This window comes from Rhizobium sophoriradicis (assembly GCF_003939025.1).
GTDB lineage: Bacteria > Pseudomonadota > Alphaproteobacteria > Rhizobiales > Rhizobiaceae > Rhizobium > Rhizobium sophoriradicis.
In genome coordinates, this window is sequence record NZ_RQIH01000015.1 from 112,203 (window position 1) to 128,887 (window position 16,685).

General features: G+C 59.0%; 21 protein-coding genes. 6 read left to right on the plus strand and 15 right to left on the minus strand.

Annotation, left to right across the window (positions count from 1 at the left end; translation table 11 throughout):
• Positions 1 to 5 precede the first annotated feature (5 nt).
• Positions 6 to 1,205 carry a mandelate racemase/muconate lactonizing enzyme family protein gene (locus EFR00_RS24415; RefSeq protein ID WP_077989818.1) on the plus strand — a complete coding sequence of 400 codons (1,200 nt, stop codon included), beginning with the start codon at positions 6 to 8 and terminating at the stop codon, positions 1,203 to 1,205.
• A 315-nt stretch (positions 1,206 to 1,520) separates the two neighbouring features.
• Here the strand turns inward: EFR00_RS24415 and EFR00_RS24420 are convergent, their stop codons facing one another.
• The 5 genes from EFR00_RS24420 to EFR00_RS24435 all read right to left on the minus strand — a co-directional run bounded on the left by EFR00_RS24420 (position 1,521) and on the right by EFR00_RS24435 (position 5,312).
• Positions 1,521 to 1,985, minus strand: a complete 465-nt coding sequence (locus EFR00_RS24420; protein WP_008533972.1) for an Imm26 family immunity protein — start codon at positions 1,983 to 1,985, stop codon at positions 1,521 to 1,523.
• A 78-nt stretch (positions 1,986 to 2,063) separates the two neighbouring features.
• Positions 2,064 to 3,593, minus strand: a complete 1,530-nt coding sequence (tnpC, locus tag EFR00_RS24425; protein ID WP_008533971.1) for an IS66 family transposase — start codon at positions 3,591 to 3,593, stop codon at positions 2,064 to 2,066.
• A gap of 68 nt (positions 3,594 to 3,661) precedes the next feature.
• A complete protein-coding gene (tnpB, locus tag EFR00_RS32845; protein WP_009987304.1) occupies positions 3,662 to 4,015 on the minus strand; it encodes an IS66 family insertion sequence element accessory protein TnpB in 354 nt (117 codons plus the stop codon).
• On the minus strand, positions 4,012 to 4,398 hold the full coding sequence (gene tnpA, locus EFR00_RS32850; RefSeq protein WP_037174792.1) for an IS66-like element accessory protein TnpA: 387 nt from the start codon (positions 4,396 to 4,398) through the stop codon (positions 4,012 to 4,014). Before tnpA ends, tnpB begins: the two co-directional genes overlap by 4 nt.
• A 104-nt stretch (positions 4,399 to 4,502) precedes the next feature.
• A complete protein-coding gene (locus tag EFR00_RS24435) occupies positions 4,503 to 5,312 on the minus strand; it encodes an AraC family transcriptional regulator (protein ID WP_077989817.1) in 810 nt (269 codons plus the stop codon).
• Positions 5,313 to 5,407: 95 nt separating this feature from the next.
• Here EFR00_RS24435 and EFR00_RS24440 point away from each other — a divergent pair, with 95 nt between their 5' ends.
• Positions 5,408 to 5,659, plus strand: a complete 252-nt coding sequence (locus tag EFR00_RS24440) for a DUF1127 domain-containing protein (RefSeq protein ID WP_009990068.1) — start codon at positions 5,408 to 5,410, stop codon at positions 5,657 to 5,659.
• Positions 5,659 to 6,429, plus strand: coding sequence for a class I SAM-dependent DNA methyltransferase (locus tag EFR00_RS24445; RefSeq protein WP_225880889.1), 771 nt, complete (start codon positions 5,659 to 5,661; stop codon positions 6,427 to 6,429). Before EFR00_RS24440 ends, EFR00_RS24445 begins: the two co-directional genes overlap by 1 nt.
• Positions 6,430 to 6,592: 163 nt before the next feature.
• On the opposite strand, the gene EFR00_RS24450 is transcribed toward EFR00_RS24445, so the two are convergent.
• The 9 genes from EFR00_RS24450 to EFR00_RS24490 all read right to left on the minus strand — a co-directional run bounded on the left by EFR00_RS24450 (position 6,593) and on the right by EFR00_RS24490 (position 12,802).
• Positions 6,593 to 7,033, minus strand: coding sequence for a type II toxin-antitoxin system VapC family toxin (locus EFR00_RS24450; protein WP_040112082.1), 441 nt, complete (start codon positions 7,031 to 7,033; stop codon positions 6,593 to 6,595).
• Entirely contained in the window at positions 7,033 to 7,287 is a 255-nt protein-coding gene (locus tag EFR00_RS24455) for a type II toxin-antitoxin system Phd/YefM family antitoxin (RefSeq protein WP_009993817.1), read from the minus strand. The genes EFR00_RS24450 and EFR00_RS24455 overlap by 1 nt, the downstream gene beginning before the upstream one ends.
• 241 nt (positions 7,288 to 7,528) lie before the next feature.
• Positions 7,529 to 8,140 carry an ATP-dependent Clp protease proteolytic subunit gene (locus EFR00_RS24460; protein ID WP_009993816.1) on the minus strand — a complete coding sequence of 204 codons (612 nt, stop codon included), beginning with the start codon at positions 8,138 to 8,140 and terminating at the stop codon, positions 7,529 to 7,531.
• Between the two features lie 44 nt (positions 8,141 to 8,184).
• Positions 8,185 to 8,544 carry an SRPBCC family protein gene (locus EFR00_RS24465; protein ID WP_040112083.1) on the minus strand — a complete coding sequence of 120 codons (360 nt, stop codon included), beginning with the start codon at positions 8,542 to 8,544 and terminating at the stop codon, positions 8,185 to 8,187.
• A complete protein-coding gene (locus EFR00_RS24470; protein WP_009993813.1) occupies positions 8,541 to 8,855 on the minus strand; it encodes an ArsR/SmtB family transcription factor in 315 nt (104 codons plus the stop codon). The genes EFR00_RS24465 and EFR00_RS24470 overlap by 4 nt, the downstream gene beginning before the upstream one ends.
• A gap of 125 nt (positions 8,856 to 8,980) precedes the next feature.
• Positions 8,981 to 10,036 carry an Ldh family oxidoreductase gene (locus EFR00_RS24475; RefSeq protein WP_077989816.1) on the minus strand — a complete coding sequence of 352 codons (1,056 nt, stop codon included), beginning with the start codon at positions 10,034 to 10,036 and terminating at the stop codon, positions 8,981 to 8,983.
• On the minus strand, positions 10,033 to 10,920 hold the full coding sequence (locus tag EFR00_RS24480) for an alpha/beta hydrolase (RefSeq protein ID WP_077989815.1): 888 nt from the start codon (positions 10,918 to 10,920) through the stop codon (positions 10,033 to 10,035). Before EFR00_RS24480 ends, EFR00_RS24475 begins: the two co-directional genes overlap by 4 nt.
• Before the next feature lie 21 nt (positions 10,921 to 10,941).
• Positions 10,942 to 11,817, minus strand: a complete 876-nt coding sequence (locus EFR00_RS24485) for a VOC family protein (RefSeq protein ID WP_245435270.1) — start codon at positions 11,815 to 11,817, stop codon at positions 10,942 to 10,944.
• Between the two features lie 139 nt (positions 11,818 to 11,956).
• The gene (locus tag EFR00_RS24490) at positions 11,957 to 12,802 is read right to left on the minus strand and encodes a fumarylacetoacetate hydrolase family protein (RefSeq protein ID WP_077989813.1); all 846 of its coding nucleotides are present in this window, start codon (positions 12,800 to 12,802) and stop codon (positions 11,957 to 11,959) included.
• Between the two features lie 169 nt (positions 12,803 to 12,971).
• Here EFR00_RS24490 and EFR00_RS24495 point away from each other — a divergent pair, with 169 nt between their 5' ends.
• From EFR00_RS24495 to EFR00_RS24505, 3 genes are all read left to right on the plus strand, one after another.
• Complete coding sequence (locus EFR00_RS24495; protein WP_281040130.1) at positions 12,972 to 13,703, plus strand: GntR family transcriptional regulator; 732 nt, start codon at positions 12,972 to 12,974, stop codon at positions 13,701 to 13,703.
• A gap of 258 nt (positions 13,704 to 13,961) precedes the next feature.
• Entirely contained in the window at positions 13,962 to 15,077 is a 1,116-nt protein-coding gene (locus EFR00_RS24500; RefSeq protein ID WP_077989812.1) for an alcohol dehydrogenase catalytic domain-containing protein, read from the plus strand.
• A 72-nt stretch (positions 15,078 to 15,149) separates the two neighbouring features.
• Positions 15,150 to 15,686 carry a cupin domain-containing protein gene (locus EFR00_RS24505; RefSeq protein WP_077989811.1) on the plus strand — a complete coding sequence of 179 codons (537 nt, stop codon included), beginning with the start codon at positions 15,150 to 15,152 and terminating at the stop codon, positions 15,684 to 15,686.
• Positions 15,687 to 15,746: 60 nt separating this feature from the next.
• Here EFR00_RS24505 and EFR00_RS24510 read toward each other — a convergent pair whose 3' ends face one another.
• Complete coding sequence (locus EFR00_RS24510; protein WP_225882530.1) at positions 15,747 to 16,670, minus strand: LysR family transcriptional regulator; 924 nt, start codon at positions 16,668 to 16,670, stop codon at positions 15,747 to 15,749.
• Between the last annotated feature and the right edge of the window lie 15 nt (positions 16,671 to 16,685).

A 16,685-nucleotide genomic window follows, 5' to 3' on the forward strand; every position in this document is an offset into this window, starting at 1 on the left:
CGAAGATGAAGATCACTGATCTGCGCTGTGCCGTCATCGGCAAACACCCGATCGTCCGCATCGTCACAGACGAGGGCCTCTATGGCTTGGGTGAAGTCGAATTCACCAAGGTCTATCTCAAGCCCTGGGTGCTGCATTTCCGCGAGGCGCTGATCGGCGAGGACCCGACCGACGTCGAGAGAGTCATGCTGAAAATCCGCCAGCGAGGCTCCTTCAAGCCGTATGGCGCGGCAGTGAGCGCGATCGAGCATGCGCTGTGGGATATTGCCGGCAAGGCCGCGGGCGTGCCGGCATATAAACTGCTCGGCGGCAAGGTGCGGGACAAGGTGCTCGTCTACAATGGCTCGGTCCGCCAGAAGCGAACCGGAGACCGGCCGGAGGATTACGCCGCTGACGTTAAATGGATGATGGAGCAGCCGCAGAACTTCTTCATGATCAAGCAAGGAATCTCGTTCCACTCCAACATGAAGGACACCATCGAGGGTTTTCACTACGGGGTGACGCAGAAGAAGGCCGGCTATCACGGTGCCATGGATCAGGGCGTGATCAGCGAGCGCGGTTTCAGTCACATGCTCGACTGCGTGGCCGCGATGAAGGAAGTGCTGGGCGACAAGGTCAGCCTGGCGCTCGACTGCGGCCCGGGCTGGATGTTGCCCGATGCGATCAAGTTCGCTCGTGCGGTCGAAAAGTACAATCTGATGTGGCTCGAGGACATGCTGACTGGCGACTACGTGCCGTGGGTCAATCCGCAGGCCTACCGGGAACTGACAACCTCCACCTCGACGCCAATCCACACTGGTGAGCAGATCTACCTGCGGCACAATTTCAAGGAACTGATCGAGACGCAGGCGGTCCGCGTCATCGGGCCCGATCCAGCCGATGTTGGCGGCATAGCAGAGCTCAAATGGATCGCCGAGCACGCCTACATGCATTCGATCCTGATGGCACCGCACGGCACCGCTAACGGCCTGCTGGGCCTCGGTGCGTTGATCAATGTCTGCGCCACATTGCCGGCAAATTACATCGCCTTCGAATACCCGACGGCCTCCGATCCCTGGTGGGAGGACCTGATAATCGGATTGCCGCCGCAGATCGTGAAAGACAGCATGGTGGACCTACTGGAAGCGCCGGGGCTGGGCCTCGACATCGACGCTGAAGGGGCAATGAAGTATCTCAGGGAAGAGGATGCGGGCTTTTTCGACTGAGCCTGCCTCCACATGCCGTAGTGGCGGCCGGAGCACGGCATGAGTTCTTCGAAGAACGACTCATCCTCCGCCATCGCCGGGTCCTTCAGGGCGAGAGATTGTTCCGGACATTCTCATGTGCTCCACATCGCCTGAGACGGCGATGGGACGGAGGTTCTCGCCAGCTTGCGCACCAAAGACTAACCCGCCAGGACGTACGTAGGTAAGCGCTGTCTCGCTCCCACCTTGAAGCTTTCGCCGTTTCGAAGACTGCCGTCGTGAAGGTGCGACGGCGCTTCGCCGCAACATAGGGCGTTCCGACAAGGTCGATCAGCGCTATTTTCGGGGCCGCATTGATGCCCACCACTTGTTCGAGATGCCGTTCAGATGATCACGAAGCCTGTCTTCGACATGCTCAGGGCTCCAAACAGCAGCGCATTCTAGGCGGTCCGCCTCTTCAAAGCTGAGCGGAGACTCGGCATTCTCGATGGCATCATACGCTGAAATTCTGCCCGAAATTCGGTCCTGCTTGAAAAACACCGCGCCGTCCAACGCGGACACCGTGGGTGGATCAACCTTTCCAACGATGGGCCATCGCCCGGACTTCGCAGCGCTGTCCATCACCCATAGCTTGAAGAGAACCGCTCGATCTCGCACGTCTTGAACCGGTTCTTCACTTTCGAAAACACCGTCGAGAAAAGCGAACAGCGGATGTGTTAGGGCAACGGCGTGAAATCGCTTTCCGTTTCCAATGTCGATCCTAACGATATCGCCTCGTTTCTGCTTTCTGCCTCTGACCATCGCGCCCTCGCTGTTCTAGCGGCACGTTTAGCGGGTCCCGAGAAGTCCGCAAAGGGCGATGGAAGCCTTTGGCACATATTACCCAGCCGGATGATTCCACGGTAGGATACTCTCGATCTGACGCTGCTTATGGCCGTTGACAATGGCGGTGAGCGTGTTGGTCAAATATGCAAACGGATCAACGGCGTTGAGCTTGCACGTCTCGATGAGTGAGGCGATGGTTGCCCAGTTCTCCGCTCCGGCATCATGCCCGGCAAAAAGCGCGTTCTTGCGGTTAAGGGCAATCGGCCGAATTGTTCTCTCGACGCTGTTGTTGTCGATCTCGATGCGGCCATCGGCCAGGAAGCGGCAAAGGCCATCCCAGTATTTTGCGATGTAGGCAAGCGCTTCGCCAAGCGGCGACTTACCAGCGACACGATGCTGAGTGAGCCAGGACCGCATGTCGGCTATCAAAGGCGCGGATCGCTCCTGCCTTCCTGCAAGCCGAGCTTCGGCGGGAAGGCCGCGCAGCTCCGCCTCGATCCGATAGAGTTCGCCGATCCGCCTCACGCCTTCCTCGGCAATTGGCGCTGACCCGGTGCGCGTGATCTCGACCAGCTTGCGACGGGCATGGGCCCAACAATAGGCAAGCCGGATGTCCGGGCCGACGCGATCCGGGGCAATCAGCCGGTTATATCCAGCGTAGCCATCCACCTGAAGGATGCCAGTGAACCCTTGCAATATTCGTTCGGCATGTAGCCCGCCGCGACTGGGTGCATAGGTGAAGGCGACACCTGGCGGCGCACCTCCGCCCCAAGGTCGGTCATCGCGGGCCAACGCCCAGAAGTATCCGGTTTTGGTTTTGCGGGAGCCGGGATCGAGAACCGGTGCTCGGGTCTCGTCCATGAACAGCTTCGTCGACCGCTTCAGGTCTGCGATCAGAGCGTCGAAGACCGGACGCAGTTCGAACGCTGCCCGGCCGACCCAATCGGCGAGCGTGGAGCGGTCGAGATCGATGCCCTGTCGGCTCATAATCTGGGCCTGGCGGTAGAGCGGCAGATGATCGGCGTACTTCGACACCAGGACATGCGCGATAGTCGCCTCAGTCGGCAATCCGGCGTGGATCAGTCGAGCAGGTGCCGGAACCTGGGAGACGCCGTCGGAGCAGGAACGGCAGGCATATTTGGGACGGCGGGTGACGATGACATGGTACTGCGCCGGAACGACATCCAGCCGCTCGGACACGTCCTCGCCGATGCAATGCAGGCCGCCGCCACAGGGGCAGATCAGGCTTTCCGGCTCGATAATCTCCTCGACACGAGGAAGGTGGGCGGGAAGAGAGCCGCGATTGGCAGCGCGTGGTTTGGGGTGCGGATTACCCGAAGGGCTATCGGCCTCGTCTTCGGCATGGACGGCCGCAATGGCCGTTTCCAAGTCCTCCAGTGCGAGATCGAACTGCTCGGGATCGGCCTTCTCGGATTTGCGGCCAAAGGCTACCTGCTTGAAAGCGGCGACCAACTTCTCCAGCCGTTCGATCCGATCATCCTTGCGGACTTCACGCGCTTGCGCCGCGATCAGCATCGCCTTCAGGGCAGCAATATCGTCCGGCAAATCGGCGGCGTCCAACATGGTGGAAGGCTATCAAATTGCGGCTCCGCTCTCCGTCAAAATTTGCCGCCCGAGTCATCGTGACGCACCTATTCGATGGCGTTAGGCGCTCTCGCCTCAATGGAACGGACCCGACGCCAGTCGAGCCCCGCAAACAACGCTTCGAACTGGGCAGGTCCCAGGGTCATCAAGCCGTCCCGGATATCTGGCCAAGTGAACGTGTGCTCCTCCAGCCGCTTGTAAGCCATCACCAGACCGCTGCCATCCCAGTAGATTAGCTTCAACCGGTCCACCTTGCGTGACCGAAATACGAAGACGGTCCCCGTAAATGGGTCCTTGTGCAGCTCGTTTTTGACAAGCGCCGCCAATCCGTCATGCCCCTTGCGGAAGTCGACCGGCTTGGTCGCCACCATGATCCGGACGCGGTTCGATGGAAAGATCATGCCGGAACCGCAAGGGCACGTGCGACAGCGGCGATCCGGGTGGCGGACGCGCCTTCTTCCAAACGTATCGTGACAGCACCGACGATGATCTCGGGACGGCTGGCTTTCTTGATCGGCGGCTCCGAAACGGGTGGATCAACGATCACCGCAGCGAACTCCACCGCATCCTCGGGTGCAGGCAGAACCAGCTTGCCCTGCCGTGCCATCGTTCTCCATGTGGACAGGTGGTTCGGCTTCAAGCCGTGGCGCTCTGCGACCTCATTGACCATCGCGCCTGGCCGAAGACTTTCCGAAACGATCTGCGCCTTGACTTCGTCCGGCCAATGCCGATGCATATCACGTCCAGACTTCTTGGTCGTGAGAAACTCAATTGTAGTCTCCATGGAGAAACTCCTGTTGCTCGTCCATGGATAGGCGATCACAGATCAGGGCTGCCAGAGCAACGTGGGAGCAGAACATCGGTTACGTACGTAGCCAACTGCGCTGATCAGAAAGTCTCCCTTGCTTCCAGCTGGAAATATTGCCCAGGAGAGACACCGAAGGCTGACCTGAACACCGCAATGAAGGCGCTGGGACCTGAGTAGCCGAGCGAGAAGGCGATATCGCCGACGCTTCGGCCGGCCGCGAGCCACTCCACCGCTTTGAGGAGTTTCGCCTGCTGACGCCAGGCGCGGAAGCTCATGCCTGTCTCGGATTGGAAATGGCGTTGGAAGCTGCGCGGGGACATGGCCGCACGTGACGCAAGTCCATCGAGTGGCCAATCGGCACCCGGTTCGTTCCGGATGTCTGAAGCGATGCTCCGGAGGCGTTCGGATGCCGGCGAGGGAAGGGACAGCGGCGCGAGTGGACTCGTCTCAAGCTGGTCGAGAATGACGGCGACAAGCCGTTCGGCACGGGCACTGCCGGCGTCCGCACGAGGTATCTCCAGGAACGCCAGGATAAGTTCCCGCAGGAGCGGTGTCGTACCAATGACGGAGACCTGGGAGGGCAGGTTCACGACCGCGTCGGGGCGAAAGAAGAGGTAGCTGCGCTCCGTCTCCTGCAGGTATGTCACTTCGTGGAGGACGGCGGACGGCACGAATACGGCACGTTCAGGCGGAACGATGAAGTAGCCACGCTCGGTCTCCAGCCTAAGCGAACCACGCACGATCTGGAAAAGCTGCGCGCGGTAGTGCGCGTGGAAAGAGTAGGTTCGTCCGGCAGGCTCTGCGCCACCCTGAGCCACAGCTGTGTGGGGATAATCTCCAAACCCGTCTTCCGGCAGATGAACGTTGGTCAGGTTGTCGCGGGCAATCATGGCGTCTCACAGACATAAATTGACAGACTGCCGATAACACGTCGGATGGCATTTCACTAGATTGATATCACCGCTGAACAACTTGGACGTAAGTTATGACATTCGAACTCCGACAAGCTGAAATTTCCGATCGCTTTGCTCCAAGCTTTCTGACGAAGCTGGCAGCTTTGCGGTTTGGAGCGCCCATCATCCTTGGCTGGTGGCAACGGCGCGAAACAGAAGAGGCACTACAGTGGCTATCGGACCGTGATCTGGCGGACATAGGCGTCGCGCGCCATGAGATCCGCGCGGTGGCGCGATTGCAAGCGCAAGTGGATGCGATGTCCGCGAAGCGGCGGGCAAGGTGATGGCACTACCGGTCTTCAAGCGAGAGGTAAGCAAGATGCAAGACGACGGGCTTTTTGACGAAGAGGTTGCAGCAACCTACGATGACGATGGTGGCATCTCGGCCCCGGAGCTAGTTGATCCGGCCGTCAATCTCCTGGCCGAGTTTGCAGGAGGCGGGCGCGTCCTGGAGTTCGCGATCGGCACCGGCCGCCTGGCGCTGCCTCTCGCGCGGAAAGGGGTACAGGTGGAAGGCATCGAGCTTTCGAGAGCGATGGTGTCTCGCCTTCGCGCCAAAGAGGGCGGCGCGGAAATTCCGGTAGTGATCGGCGACATGGCCACCACTCGTGTCGAGCGGCGCTTTTCCCTTGTTTATCTGGCCTTCAACACGATCAATAACCTGACGTCGCAGGAAGCTCAGGTCGCTTGCTTTTTAAACGCGGCCGCGCATCTGGAAACTGGTGGACACTTCCTGATCGAGGTTGGCGTCCCGCCGCTTCAGCGGCTTCCGCTCGGCGAGACGATCCTGGCATTCGACCGCTCCGAATCGCATTGGGGCGTCGACGAGTACGATGTGGTAAACCAGAACTTCTCATCTCACCACATCTGGTTCCGGGACGGAAGCTATAGGCACTTCTCGGTCCCGTTTCGTTATGCTTGGCCAGCGGAATTCGATCTTATGGCGCGGCTGGCCGGCTTGAAACTCAAAGACCGATGGGGCGGATGGAAAAAGGAGCCATTCACAAAGGTCAGCGATCGACATGTCTCCGTTTGGCAGAAGATCGCAGATTAGCGCAGGGAGATGATGCGCGGCACTATTGCCGATTTCTGGGCCGGAAGAGGTGTTGGCATTGATACGTGCACCCTGCGTCATAACCCAGCCGGCGGCGCGATCGTCATACGGAATCTTAGTTCCATAAACTGCATTACGCCAGATTCACCTTGTAGCCGCAAAGTTAGAATGTCCTATTGCGGCGTTGAGAGTCCCACGGATTGATGAGTGCAATTCCCATGCCGTCGAAATCCTTGATATTGCGCGTGACCAGCGTCATGCGACGGGTGAAGGCTGTCGCTGCAATATAGGCGTCATTGATCGGTTTGGGATTGGGCACATGCCATCGGGCCGCCTGAACCGCCGCCGCCTCGTCCAGAGGCAGGATACGGCCGGAAAACACAGCGAGAACGCTATTTTCCAGCCAGTTGCGCAGTACCGTCCCGGAGGCGGCATCATTATGCTCCACCAGCCGAACGCCAATCTCCAGTTCGTGCAGGACGACGGAGGAAATGAAGGTCTCGGCCGGATCGACGGTTTCGTTCCAGACCACGACATTGGGATCAGCCTTGCCGCTCGCGACCTTGCGTAGTTCGGAGACGACATTGGTATCGAGCAGCAGCATCAGGACAGATCGACCCGTTGGGCGTGTTCTGTGCGTTTCGGGAGCGGCAAGTCGATATCTTCCGCACCCGGCGCCGCCAGCATGTCACCAAGCGTTCGCACCTTACCTGTGAGGCGCTTGTACTCGTCGAACGACAGGAGAACATGCGCAGGCCTTCCCCGATCGGTGATGATCACGGGCCCGTCCTTGGTGGCGCGCTTTGCGCGGCCAAGATCCTGATTGAGCTCTCGTCCTGAAAGCGTGGTGACGGTCATGATGAGCCTCAATGTGGTTACGTAACCACATTTAATCCGCATGGACCGGGATTGCAAGGTGCAGCCCCCTCTAAGCCGCTAACGCCGCAAGATGTCCTGCGGCGTTAACACCCGTTCTCCGGACGCTTGATGTCGGCATCTCTGCGCCAGGCGCGGGCATTGTGGCTGCCGCCCCTATTCTGTGACATGGCAGAAGTTGAGAAAACAAGTGTCGCTTTAATCGGGATTTTTGCGGCAAGGCTTATAGGCTGCTCGTGTCTTCCCGAACCTTCAGAATGCGGTCGATAAGACCCCATTCAAGCGCTTCCTCCGCCGTCATGAAGCGGTCGCGATCCATCCCGCGCTCAAAGTCTTCGTAGGAACGTCCGCAATGCTCCGCGTAGAGCCGCGTCATGCGTTGCTTGGTCTTTAAAATTTCCTCGGCATGAATCAGCATGTCGGAAGCCTGCCCTTGAAAGCCGCCGGAGGGCTGGTGAATGAGGATACTGGCATTGGGCAATGCTGCTCTTCCGCCGGGCTCGCCTGCCATCAGCAGGAACGATCCCATTGAACGAGCCGTCCCCATGCAAAGAGTATGAACCGGCGCACGGATGAAGCGCATGGTGTCGTACATGGCCAGGCCGCTGGTCACGACGCCGCCCGGCGAATTGATATAGAGGTTGATGGGCTTATGGGGGTTTTCCGCTTCCAGAAACAGAAGTTGCGCGCAGACGAGCGCCGAGACGGTATCGTTCACCTCGCCATTAAGGAAGATAATCCGCTCGCGCAGAAGCCGGGAATAAATATCAAAGGATCGCTCCCCCCGGCTGGACTGTTCTATAACCATAGGGACGAGTTGCATCGCTTCGCGCATCGGCGACCTCCAGGCTTCAGAATTTTGAGGGGAGGCTCGCCGTGTCAGGCGGCGAGCATAAGGGGCGGGCTGTTGCTGTTTGCCGGCGCTCTTGCCATTCCATCGAATCTAGCGTCCGTCAGTTCGTGGACGATCCGAAGGCAAGTGCCACCAGTGGCATTCGGGGTGATCGTGAACGTCACGGTGCTTTCAAGGAAAGGCGGGTTATCGTCACGCAGCTTGTAGCGAACTTCCTGGCCGGGGATGACGGCCATCGCATCGGAATCAGCCAATGCCTCCTTCGGCAACCACCTTTCCCGAAGTTCGGGAATGGTGACGGCACGCCAGACCTTTTGCGGCGGATCGCCCAAGTCAAACTCCAACTCGACGCCGCTATCCTGCTCCTTGGTCTTCCCTTCGTTCATTGATCCATGTCCTTCAGCAAGACTTTGAGTGCTGCGATACGCTCCGGCCAATAGGCGCGGTATTTTGCGAGCCACTGGGCGATGAGAGCCAATCCATCGGGATCGACTTCGTAATTTACGAAACGCCCCTGTCGTTCTTCCCTCACCAGCTTTGCACTGCGCAGCACTGCGAGGTGTTGCGACATCGCCGGCTGGCTGATGTCCATGCCGTCGCGCAAGGCGCTGGCGTTCATGCTTCCTGCCGCCAGCTTCTCGAAGATCGCGCGGCGGGTCGGGTCTGCCAAAGCTCGGAAGAAGTCATTCTCCACCATGCGGACACATAAGCACGGACTTATGCGATTTGCAAGCTATTTCGAGGCAGCTTTCTGTTGCCGCGGAAATCCTAAGTTCAACGACTGACTATCAGCATCAATAAAGAATACGAAAACAGTTATCGTCAGGTGAGCTCCAGGGGCACGGAAACGCCGCGCCGCACGGCCTCTTCAGCGAGTCGCCTGGCGGTGCCGGCGGCAATCGGAATACCGTTGGACATACGTTGTACCGCCAGTTCGAAGCCGCGCTCGCCAGGAAGCCGCACAGCGTCCACGCCCTCAGCGGGGGGAAGGTCCTTGATAGCCGCCGCAAGCCGGCCCACCTCCGCGCCGACACCGTGTTCGAAACCGAACGCTTCGGGATGCAGCGCAACGGCCAGACCATTGAATCCTGCATCACGCTTCTCCGTCAGCGCGACCGAGATCAGTGGATTGCCGCCAAGCACGCTGACGAGAACCTCGATCATCAGCGAAAGTCCCGACCCCTTCGGACCCGCCATCGGCAGAACCGCCTTGACCTGCGAGGGATCGGTCGTCGGAACGCCGTTGACATCGACACCCCAGTCGGGCGGGATCGGCTGGCCCGCATCCTTGGCAGCCATCACTTTGCCCAAGGCAACGGCAGCGGTTGACATGTCGAGGACAATCGGCCGCTCCGGATCATTGCCCGGAGCTCCGATCGCGAGGGGATTGGTGGAGACCCCCTCACCTCGTGCGCCATGATAGACCATCAGCGGCTTGGAGGCCGACATGACAATACCGACCAAACCGGCTCGGGCGATGCGTTCGGCGAAATAACCGACCGCGCCCGCATGACTGGTGCGCATAACCGAACAAAGACCGATTCCGAATTTGCCGGCAAGCTCGACGGCCTTGTCCGTCGCCATCGCCATACCCGATGCGCCCGGCACGAGATCGCCATCCAGAACCGCAACGGCGGCAAATTCACGTGAAAGCGTCGGCTGGGCATCGCCCTTCACGATACCCAGTTCGACCATCTCAATATAGCGAGGGATTCGCAGGACCCCATGCGAATCCGCTCCGCGCAGGTTGGCCCAAACCAAGTGCTCGGCGGACTGTCGGGCGTAATCGGCCCTGAAGCCACCCGCCTGGAGGAGTGCAGCAGCAAACGCCTCCAGCGCTTCCCGAAGGATCAGCTTCTTTGCAGGCGCAACCGTCATGACGCGCCACCGAGTGGGGACGGGAAGAACTTGTCGAGCCAGCCCTTGATCATCATCTTCGTACGTGGCGCATCGTTGGGCGCGAGCGGGAAATGCGCGGTCGTGTCGACCAGCATGAGTTCGGTCGGCTGTCCGGCCCTTTCGAACATGCGGATGGATTCGACGGTCGGCGTAATGATATCGTTCGCGGTATGGAAGAGAAGCAGCGGCCGCGGCGCGATGTTGGCAATCACGTCGTCGGCGCGGAAATTGTACATCGACCATGCCGTTTCGACGGGGATTTCCATGATCGCCTTGGGCGAGAGATTCTTGCGCAGCGGCTTCGGTATCGGAACGGCGTCGAAGCGGGACATCCAGAGGCTCTCGCCCGTTTCCTGCTTATGCTTGCGACCTTTCTCGAGAATGCCGATGAACTTGTTCCAGGAGTCCGGTGTCGGATGCTGGCCGCGAAACTTGCGCTCGCCATTGCCCCAGCCGCAGGATGAAAGGCAGCAGGCGAAGCGGTCGTCGACACCGGCAGTGTAGACAGAGACTGCCGCGCCGAAACTGTGGCCGGTAATGCCGATCCTTTTCGGATCGACTTCCTCGCGGCCGGCAAGGAAAGTGAGCGCGTTCTTGGCGTCAGCCACCTGATCGAAGCAACGGACCTGGGCACGTTCGCCCTCACTCTCGCCGCACGACCGGAAGTCAAACCGCAATGCGACATAGCCGAAGGCTTCCAGCATCTCCGCCTGGATCTGCGCGTGGCTCTCATCCTTGGAGCCGACGAAGCCGTGGCAAACGATGAAGGCGGGGAGTTTTCGGCCGGGCTGCCGCTTGTCCGGAATATGCAGGACTGCGGCCAGCTTAAGTCCGTCCGACGTGAAAGTCAGTTTTTCTTGCATGGTCTCTTACCTCGCATTCGGTCAGGCGATCTTGGTGAAGGGATGGAAATATTCGCGCCATTCAACCGGCGCCGGCGTGCCCCACACATTCATGTCGCGAACATTGCCGGGGCGATCGAGATTGGTGATGACGTTCGGCTCGAAATGTTCGTCGTCGGCGATGTGCGACATCGGGCCCGAGCATTCGATCATCATGCCGCTGGCATCCGTATAATAGGCATAGGTGTTATCGCCTGGACGATGACGACCCGGGCCCCACATGATCTGTCTGTCAAACCGGTCGAGAATGTCGCCAAGGCGGCAATACATGTTGAATTCGGTAAATTCGAAAGAGACGTGATGTAGTCCAGCGGCCGTCCCCTTGACCACACCAAGGATATGATGCTGTCGATTGCCGGCATACATCCAGCTCAGCGCATCGTTAACCATGCGTTCGGACAACTGCATTCCGGCAATCGCGGTCAATTGCGCGCGAGTCTTGGCCGGGTCCGGCGAGATCAGGTTGATGTGGTCGATGCGTCGCGGCATGATGCCGTTCGTGGGAAAGCGTTGACCTTTGATGTCGTTCCGGATCGGCGTGTGGATCTCGAATCGCAGCCCCTCCGGAGTAACGAAAGTGACGCCCCTATCGACGCAGGAAAGGGTCGGATCGCGCGAAACAATTCGGCACCCCGCACCTTCTATCCGCGAGGCCGCTTCTTCCACGTCGGCGGCGGTAAGAGCCTCCAGACCGATCGTATGCGCCGAGTTTTCGTCGCCGTGGACCAACACCAATTCGGCCATGCGTCCATTGGAGCTGAGCCAGGTTTGCACAGCATCGCGATAGGTCACCCTTAATCCGAGAATTTCGGTGGAATCGCGGATGACGGCGTCCGGGTTCGCGACGTTGACCTTCATGTGCCCGACGGCGTGCACGATGTGCATGATCTGCTCCTCCCTTGGATTTCAATGCAAAGCTATGTCGATTGCCGTTTTGATACGTCAATTATCCGATTTCTGCAAGATATTTCGAAAACTTCCAAAATATCGAAATTATTTAGACGGTACCGGAATCGCTGATGACGGAGTTGCGCAATGTGCCAATGCCGCCGATCTCGACCTCCACCGTATCGCCTTCTGCAAGGAAGACCGGCGGGCTGCGAGTCGAGCCGAAGCCACTGGGCGTGCCCGTAACGATCACGTCGCCAGGCTCCAGCAGTGTGAATTGGCTGAAATAGGAAATCAGCCAAGAGATGGAAAAGATCAGCCTGCTGGTATCATTGCTCTGACGCAACTCGCCGTTCACCCGTGTGCTGAGCGAAAGCCCCGTCGGATCCGGTATTTCATCCGCTGACACCATCCACGGCCCGAAGCCTGCAGTGCGGAAGAAGTTCTTACCCGGCGTGAATTGCGTTGAATGTTTTTGCCAGTCGCGCACGCTGCCATCGTTAAAGCAGCTATAGCCCGCCACATACGAAAGGGCGTCGGCCTCACTAACTCGACGGCCGGCCTTGCCGATGATAACGGCGAGCTCACCTTCATAGTCGAACTTTTCCGACAGGTCCGGCTTCAGCAAGGCTTCGCCATGGCCTGTTTGCGAAGCGGCAAAACGCGAGAAGGTCAGCGGATAGTCTGGTCTCTCCCCACCTTCGCCTCCGGATTCCCAATAGTTGGTCGCTACGCATAGGACCTTGGAGGGATTGGGAATGACCGGGAGGTAGCGGATGTCGGCGACCGGATAGTCCGGGGTGAGGCCCGACTCCTTACCGAGACTTGCGGCATTGGCTGCAAGGTAGCTGGCAAGATCCGATAGTCCGCTGCGTTTTTTTAGATCGGTCACAGCGTCTCCAGTGACGCAACCGAAGCTGGCCTCCCCTCCATGCAAAAAGCTCAAATAACGCAACGGAATCTCCTATATTTTCGAAAATTTGCTGATTATCGTAAACATGAGCGGTGTTGGTCTGACAAGCTTCAGGCAGACAAAAATATCAGCGATATTGATTTTTTTCGAAATTTTTCATATCTGAGGGACATGCATATGTGCATGCGGGACGGTTGAGCGGGAGCACGTTTTGGAAGATCGAAAAGCAGGTAGCGAGACGCGGGCCGGCGACGTGCTGCAGCGCATGCGCCTGGACATCATCAACTGCGCATTAAAACCAGGGGAGAAACTTCGGTTCGAAGCCCTGCGCACCAGGTACGCAGTCAGTTTTTCGACGTTGCGCGAGGCTCTTTCGCGCCTTGCTGCGGAAAATCTCGTTATTGCCGAAGGGCAGCGCGGCTTTGTAGTCGCGCCGGTTTCCATTGCCGATCTAAATGATCTGACAAACGTCCGCATTTTGATTGAGCGCGAATCGCTTTCAAAATCGATCCGGGGCGGCGATGACCGCTGGGAAGCCAATATTCTCGCCACGTATCATCGCATGGACAAGTTGCAGCAGCGGTTGGGGCCCGAATACTACCTGTCCGAGGAATGGAGCGCCGTGCATGGCGAATTTCATTATTCGCTGGTTTCGGCCTGTGGATCGCCTGTACTCCTGGAGATAAGAAGCAAGCTTTTCGAACGGGCGCATCGCTATCGGCGGATGTCCTCGCAGTTCCGACCGTACTGGCGAGAGAAAGCGGCCGAGCACAAGATGATCGTCGACGCGACACTTGATCGCAACGAGGAAAAGGCGCTCGCGCTGATAGACCAGCATATCCGCGAAACAAGCGAAAACGTCATAGAACATGCCGGGCACCTGTTCCCCGACCTGAAGACCGTTCCGCCCAAAAAGCGAAAGTCGCTTACTGCTGCCGAATGAGGCGATTGTCAGCTCGAGCACCTTGCGCGTAGCGTTGAACCGCTTATTCAACACGACGCCGCTCCGCTCGTAACATCCTGTATTAACACCACAATGAGGCCGATCAGACGGCTCCAGGACTTGGAGATTAACGTCTGACGTGCTCATATTATTACGAAAACAGTTGAAATTTCGAAATTTTACGATTACGACTTTGATCGGGATGGAGGAACACCCGGACTGCCGGGTCATCGAGATTTGAAGTTGAGGAGGAAACCCATGACCATTGCTCAAACCATGACCGCCGCTCGCATGCACACCGTTGGCGGTGAAATGAAAATCGAGACACTGCCGATGCCGACGCCGGGCGACATGGATGTCCTCGTGCGGGTGAAAGCCTGCGGCATCGTCCCGAACCTGCATAACATTCTTGCCAATTGGCCGACCTGGTTCCCCCACATGCCGCAACCCCCGCTACCGGCCGTCTTTGGCCTGGATCCCGCGGGCGAAATTGCCGGCCTTGGCAAGCAGGTTCACGGACTTAAGGTCGGAGACCGTGTCTACGTCAATCCGGGCCGCAGTTGCGGTTCGTGTCGCCATTGCCGTCGCGGCGACTCGATTTCTTGCAAACACTACGCTTTCCAGGGCTATTTCGGCTTCTCCGAACACGCCATGCAGACCTTTGCGGACTATCCGATCGGCGGCCTCAGCGAATTCATGGTTGCCCCGGCCTCCGCGATCGTGAAGATCCCGGATAATATGGATTACGGTCAGGCTGCACGGCTCGGCTATCTCGGCACGGCCTATTCTGCATTGAAGAAGGTGAATGCGGGCCCAGGTGATACCATTCTGGTCAATGGCGGCACCGGCACACTCGGCATCGGTGCGATCATTTTCGGCCTTGCCATGAATGTGAATAAGCTTCTCATTACCGCCCGCAACAGGAAACTGCTTGAAGAAATCAAGGCCTTGGGTTCGAACCGCATCGAAATCTTCTCGATTGAGGACGGCAGCGTCGCTGACTGGGTGATGGCGCAGACCGATGGGGAAGGTGTCGACGCGTTCCTCGATTGCAATGGTCCGGGTGCTGGGCATGACACTTTCCGCCAGGGCTTGCTGAGTATGCGCCGCGGCGGCATTGCCGTCGACATTGGCGCGATCGCAGGTCCGGTCGAAATCGACGTCCACCGCCTGATGGATCGCAACCAGCGCCTTTACGGCTCCGCCTGGCTGACCACGGCGGAAGGCCAGGAGATGGCGGATATGGTGGAAGCCGGCACTGTCGACCTCTCGATCTTCGAAACGAAAAGCTTCCCGCTAGCCGACGTCAACGGTGCAATCTCGGGGATCGAGCAGCGCCACGGCGGCTTTTCGAACTATGTCATCTGCCCCTGATGCTTTACGGGCTGCTCGCATTGCGAGGCGGGCCGCCCACCTTTTGTCAGGCTCGTCGATCGGGAGGAAAACATGACGTTCAGACGTGTCGTCACCGCTAAAAACACATCCGGAAAATCCGTCGTTGTCAGCGACGGCGCATCGCCGCGCGAAATGGCACTGAAGCATACGCCCGGCTTCATTTCGGCCCCCATGTGGACGGTCGCCACGCCCCCTTCCCTGCCCTTCGACGGCAAGGATCCGATGGCCGGTGATGGGACGCTTCTCCATCCGGCCGCCGGCTCCTCGACGTTCATCATTATCACCTTCCCGCCGGATTCGGTAATGATGTCGCCGAACTTCCGGCCGGAGCTTGCCGGGCCGGAACATGCCGTCGCGGCGCCCGGGATCGTCGAGCATTTCGAGATGGACAATCCCGGCATGCACACCACGCCGACACTCGACTATGGCGTTGTTATCAGCGGCACGATCACCCTCGAGCTGGACGACGGTGTCGCGGTCGAGCTGAAGTCGGGTGATAGCTTCGTGCAGCACGGCGCTCGCCATGCCTGGCGCAATCCGACCAGTCAGCCGGCAACGATTGCCGTCGTACTTGTCGGCGCCAAGTAGGATCAGGATTTCTTCCCAAGACTGCGGAAGGCGCCGGTAATCCTCGGCGCCCTTTCGTTTTCAGGGACGCGCCGTCTTCTCGGGCACCTGCGACCTCGCTACGTCGGCGAGAAGCTGGCGCGCCCAACGATGCAGGCCCGATCGATGCGTCCGCTCCGTCCAGTACATATCGATCTCGATCGGAATTTGGATTGGGAAGCGGAGCACCGTGAGCCTCCCGGCATAGGCGGTCGCCAGTCGGTTCGGAATGGTTGCGACGAGATCGGTCCCGGTTATCATCAGTTCCAAGCTGTCATGGCTCGGAAGCGTGAGTTGCGGTTTCAGCAGGATGTCGCGTTCGCGCAGGGCGCTGAAGTAGAGCGCCTGCCATTGGCCGTTGTGAGTGACCGCCACATGCGTAGCCTCCTGAAAGCGCTCCAGCGTTATCTCTCCCTTGGCGAGGGCGTTGCCCGGATCCATGACGCAGGAATAGTGATCCGAAAAGATATGCCGGCGGAAATAGCCCTCCCCCAGGATGCGGACCGGGCCGAGCACAATATCCGCAATGTTCTCCTTCAGCTGCTGCTTGCCGTTCACCGCCGACTCCAGGATATTGATGACGACGTTCGGCGCCAACCGGCGCATCGCTGCGATGAAACTCGGCATCAGCAGGAAACGCTCATGATGGTTGCACGAAAGGGTCACCCCGCCCTGGGCGGTCGTCGGGTCAAACTCGACCGGCACTGCGATCGCCAGCATGCGGTTGACAACCTCGCGTGCATGGCTGACGAGGTCGCGGCACTTGTCCGTCTCCGCGATGCTGTTGCCTTGGCGGACGAACAGCGGGTCGCCGAAAGCGCGCCTCAACCGCTCGATCGTATAGCTCACCGTTGACTGGCTGACGTCCATCTGCGCGGCTGCGGCCGAGAATGAGCCGGTATCGTGAACTGTCACCAGTAATTGCATCGACCTGAGGTCGATTTGCGCCAGATCCTCCGGAATCATGACTCCCCCGTTATC

Coding starts and splice junctions, on each gene's coding strand:
- EFR00_RS24415 (WP_077989818.1), top strand. CDS start 6: ATGAAGATCACTGATCTGCGCTGTGCCGTCATCGGCAAACACCCGATC.
- EFR00_RS24420 (WP_008533972.1), bottom strand. CDS start 1,985: ATGGTCAGAGGCAGAAAGCAGAAACGAGGCGATATCGTTAGGATCGAC.
- tnpC (WP_008533971.1), bottom strand. CDS start 3,593: ATGTTGGACGCCGCCGATTTGCCGGACGATATTGCTGCCCTGAAGGCG.
- tnpB (WP_009987304.1), bottom strand. CDS start 4,015: ATGATCTTTCCATCGAACCGCGTCCGGATCATGGTGGCGACCAAGCCG.
- tnpA (WP_037174792.1), bottom strand. CDS start 4,398: ATGGAGACTACAATTGAGTTTCTCACGACCAAGAAGTCTGGACGTGAT.
- EFR00_RS24435 (WP_077989817.1), bottom strand. CDS start 5,312: ATGATTGCCCGCGACAACCTGACCAACGTTCATCTGCCGGAAGACGGG.
- EFR00_RS24440 (WP_009990068.1), top strand. CDS start 5,408: ATGACATTCGAACTCCGACAAGCTGAAATTTCCGATCGCTTTGCTCCA.
- EFR00_RS24445 (WP_225880889.1), top strand. CDS start 5,659: ATGGCACTACCGGTCTTCAAGCGAGAGGTAAGCAAGATGCAAGACGAC.
- EFR00_RS24450 (WP_040112082.1), bottom strand. CDS start 7,033: ATGCTGCTGCTCGATACCAATGTCGTCTCCGAACTACGCAAGGTCGCG.
- EFR00_RS24455 (WP_009993817.1), bottom strand. CDS start 7,287: ATGACCGTCACCACGCTTTCAGGACGAGAGCTCAATCAGGATCTTGGC.
- EFR00_RS24460 (WP_009993816.1), bottom strand. CDS start 8,140: ATGCGCGAAGCGATGCAACTCGTCCCTATGGTTATAGAACAGTCCAGC.
- EFR00_RS24465 (WP_040112083.1), bottom strand. CDS start 8,544: ATGAACGAAGGGAAGACCAAGGAGCAGGATAGCGGCGTCGAGTTGGAG.
- EFR00_RS24470 (WP_009993813.1), bottom strand. CDS start 8,855: ATGGTGGAGAATGACTTCTTCCGAGCTTTGGCAGACCCGACCCGCCGC.
- EFR00_RS24475 (WP_077989816.1), bottom strand. CDS start 10,036: ATGACGGTTGCGCCTGCAAAGAAGCTGATCCTTCGGGAAGCGCTGGAG.
- EFR00_RS24480 (WP_077989815.1), bottom strand. CDS start 10,920: ATGCAAGAAAAACTGACTTTCACGTCGGACGGACTTAAGCTGGCCGCA.
- EFR00_RS24485 (WP_245435270.1), bottom strand. CDS start 11,817: ATGAAGGTCAACGTCGCGAACCCGGACGCCGTCATCCGCGATTCCACC.
- EFR00_RS24500 (WP_077989812.1), top strand. CDS start 13,962: ATGACCATTGCTCAAACCATGACCGCCGCTCGCATGCACACCGTTGGC.
- EFR00_RS24505 (WP_077989811.1), top strand. CDS start 15,150: ATGACGTTCAGACGTGTCGTCACCGCTAAAAACACATCCGGAAAATCC.
- EFR00_RS24510 (WP_225882530.1), bottom strand. CDS start 16,670: ATGATTCCGGAGGATCTGGCGCAAATCGACCTCAGGTCGATGCAATTA.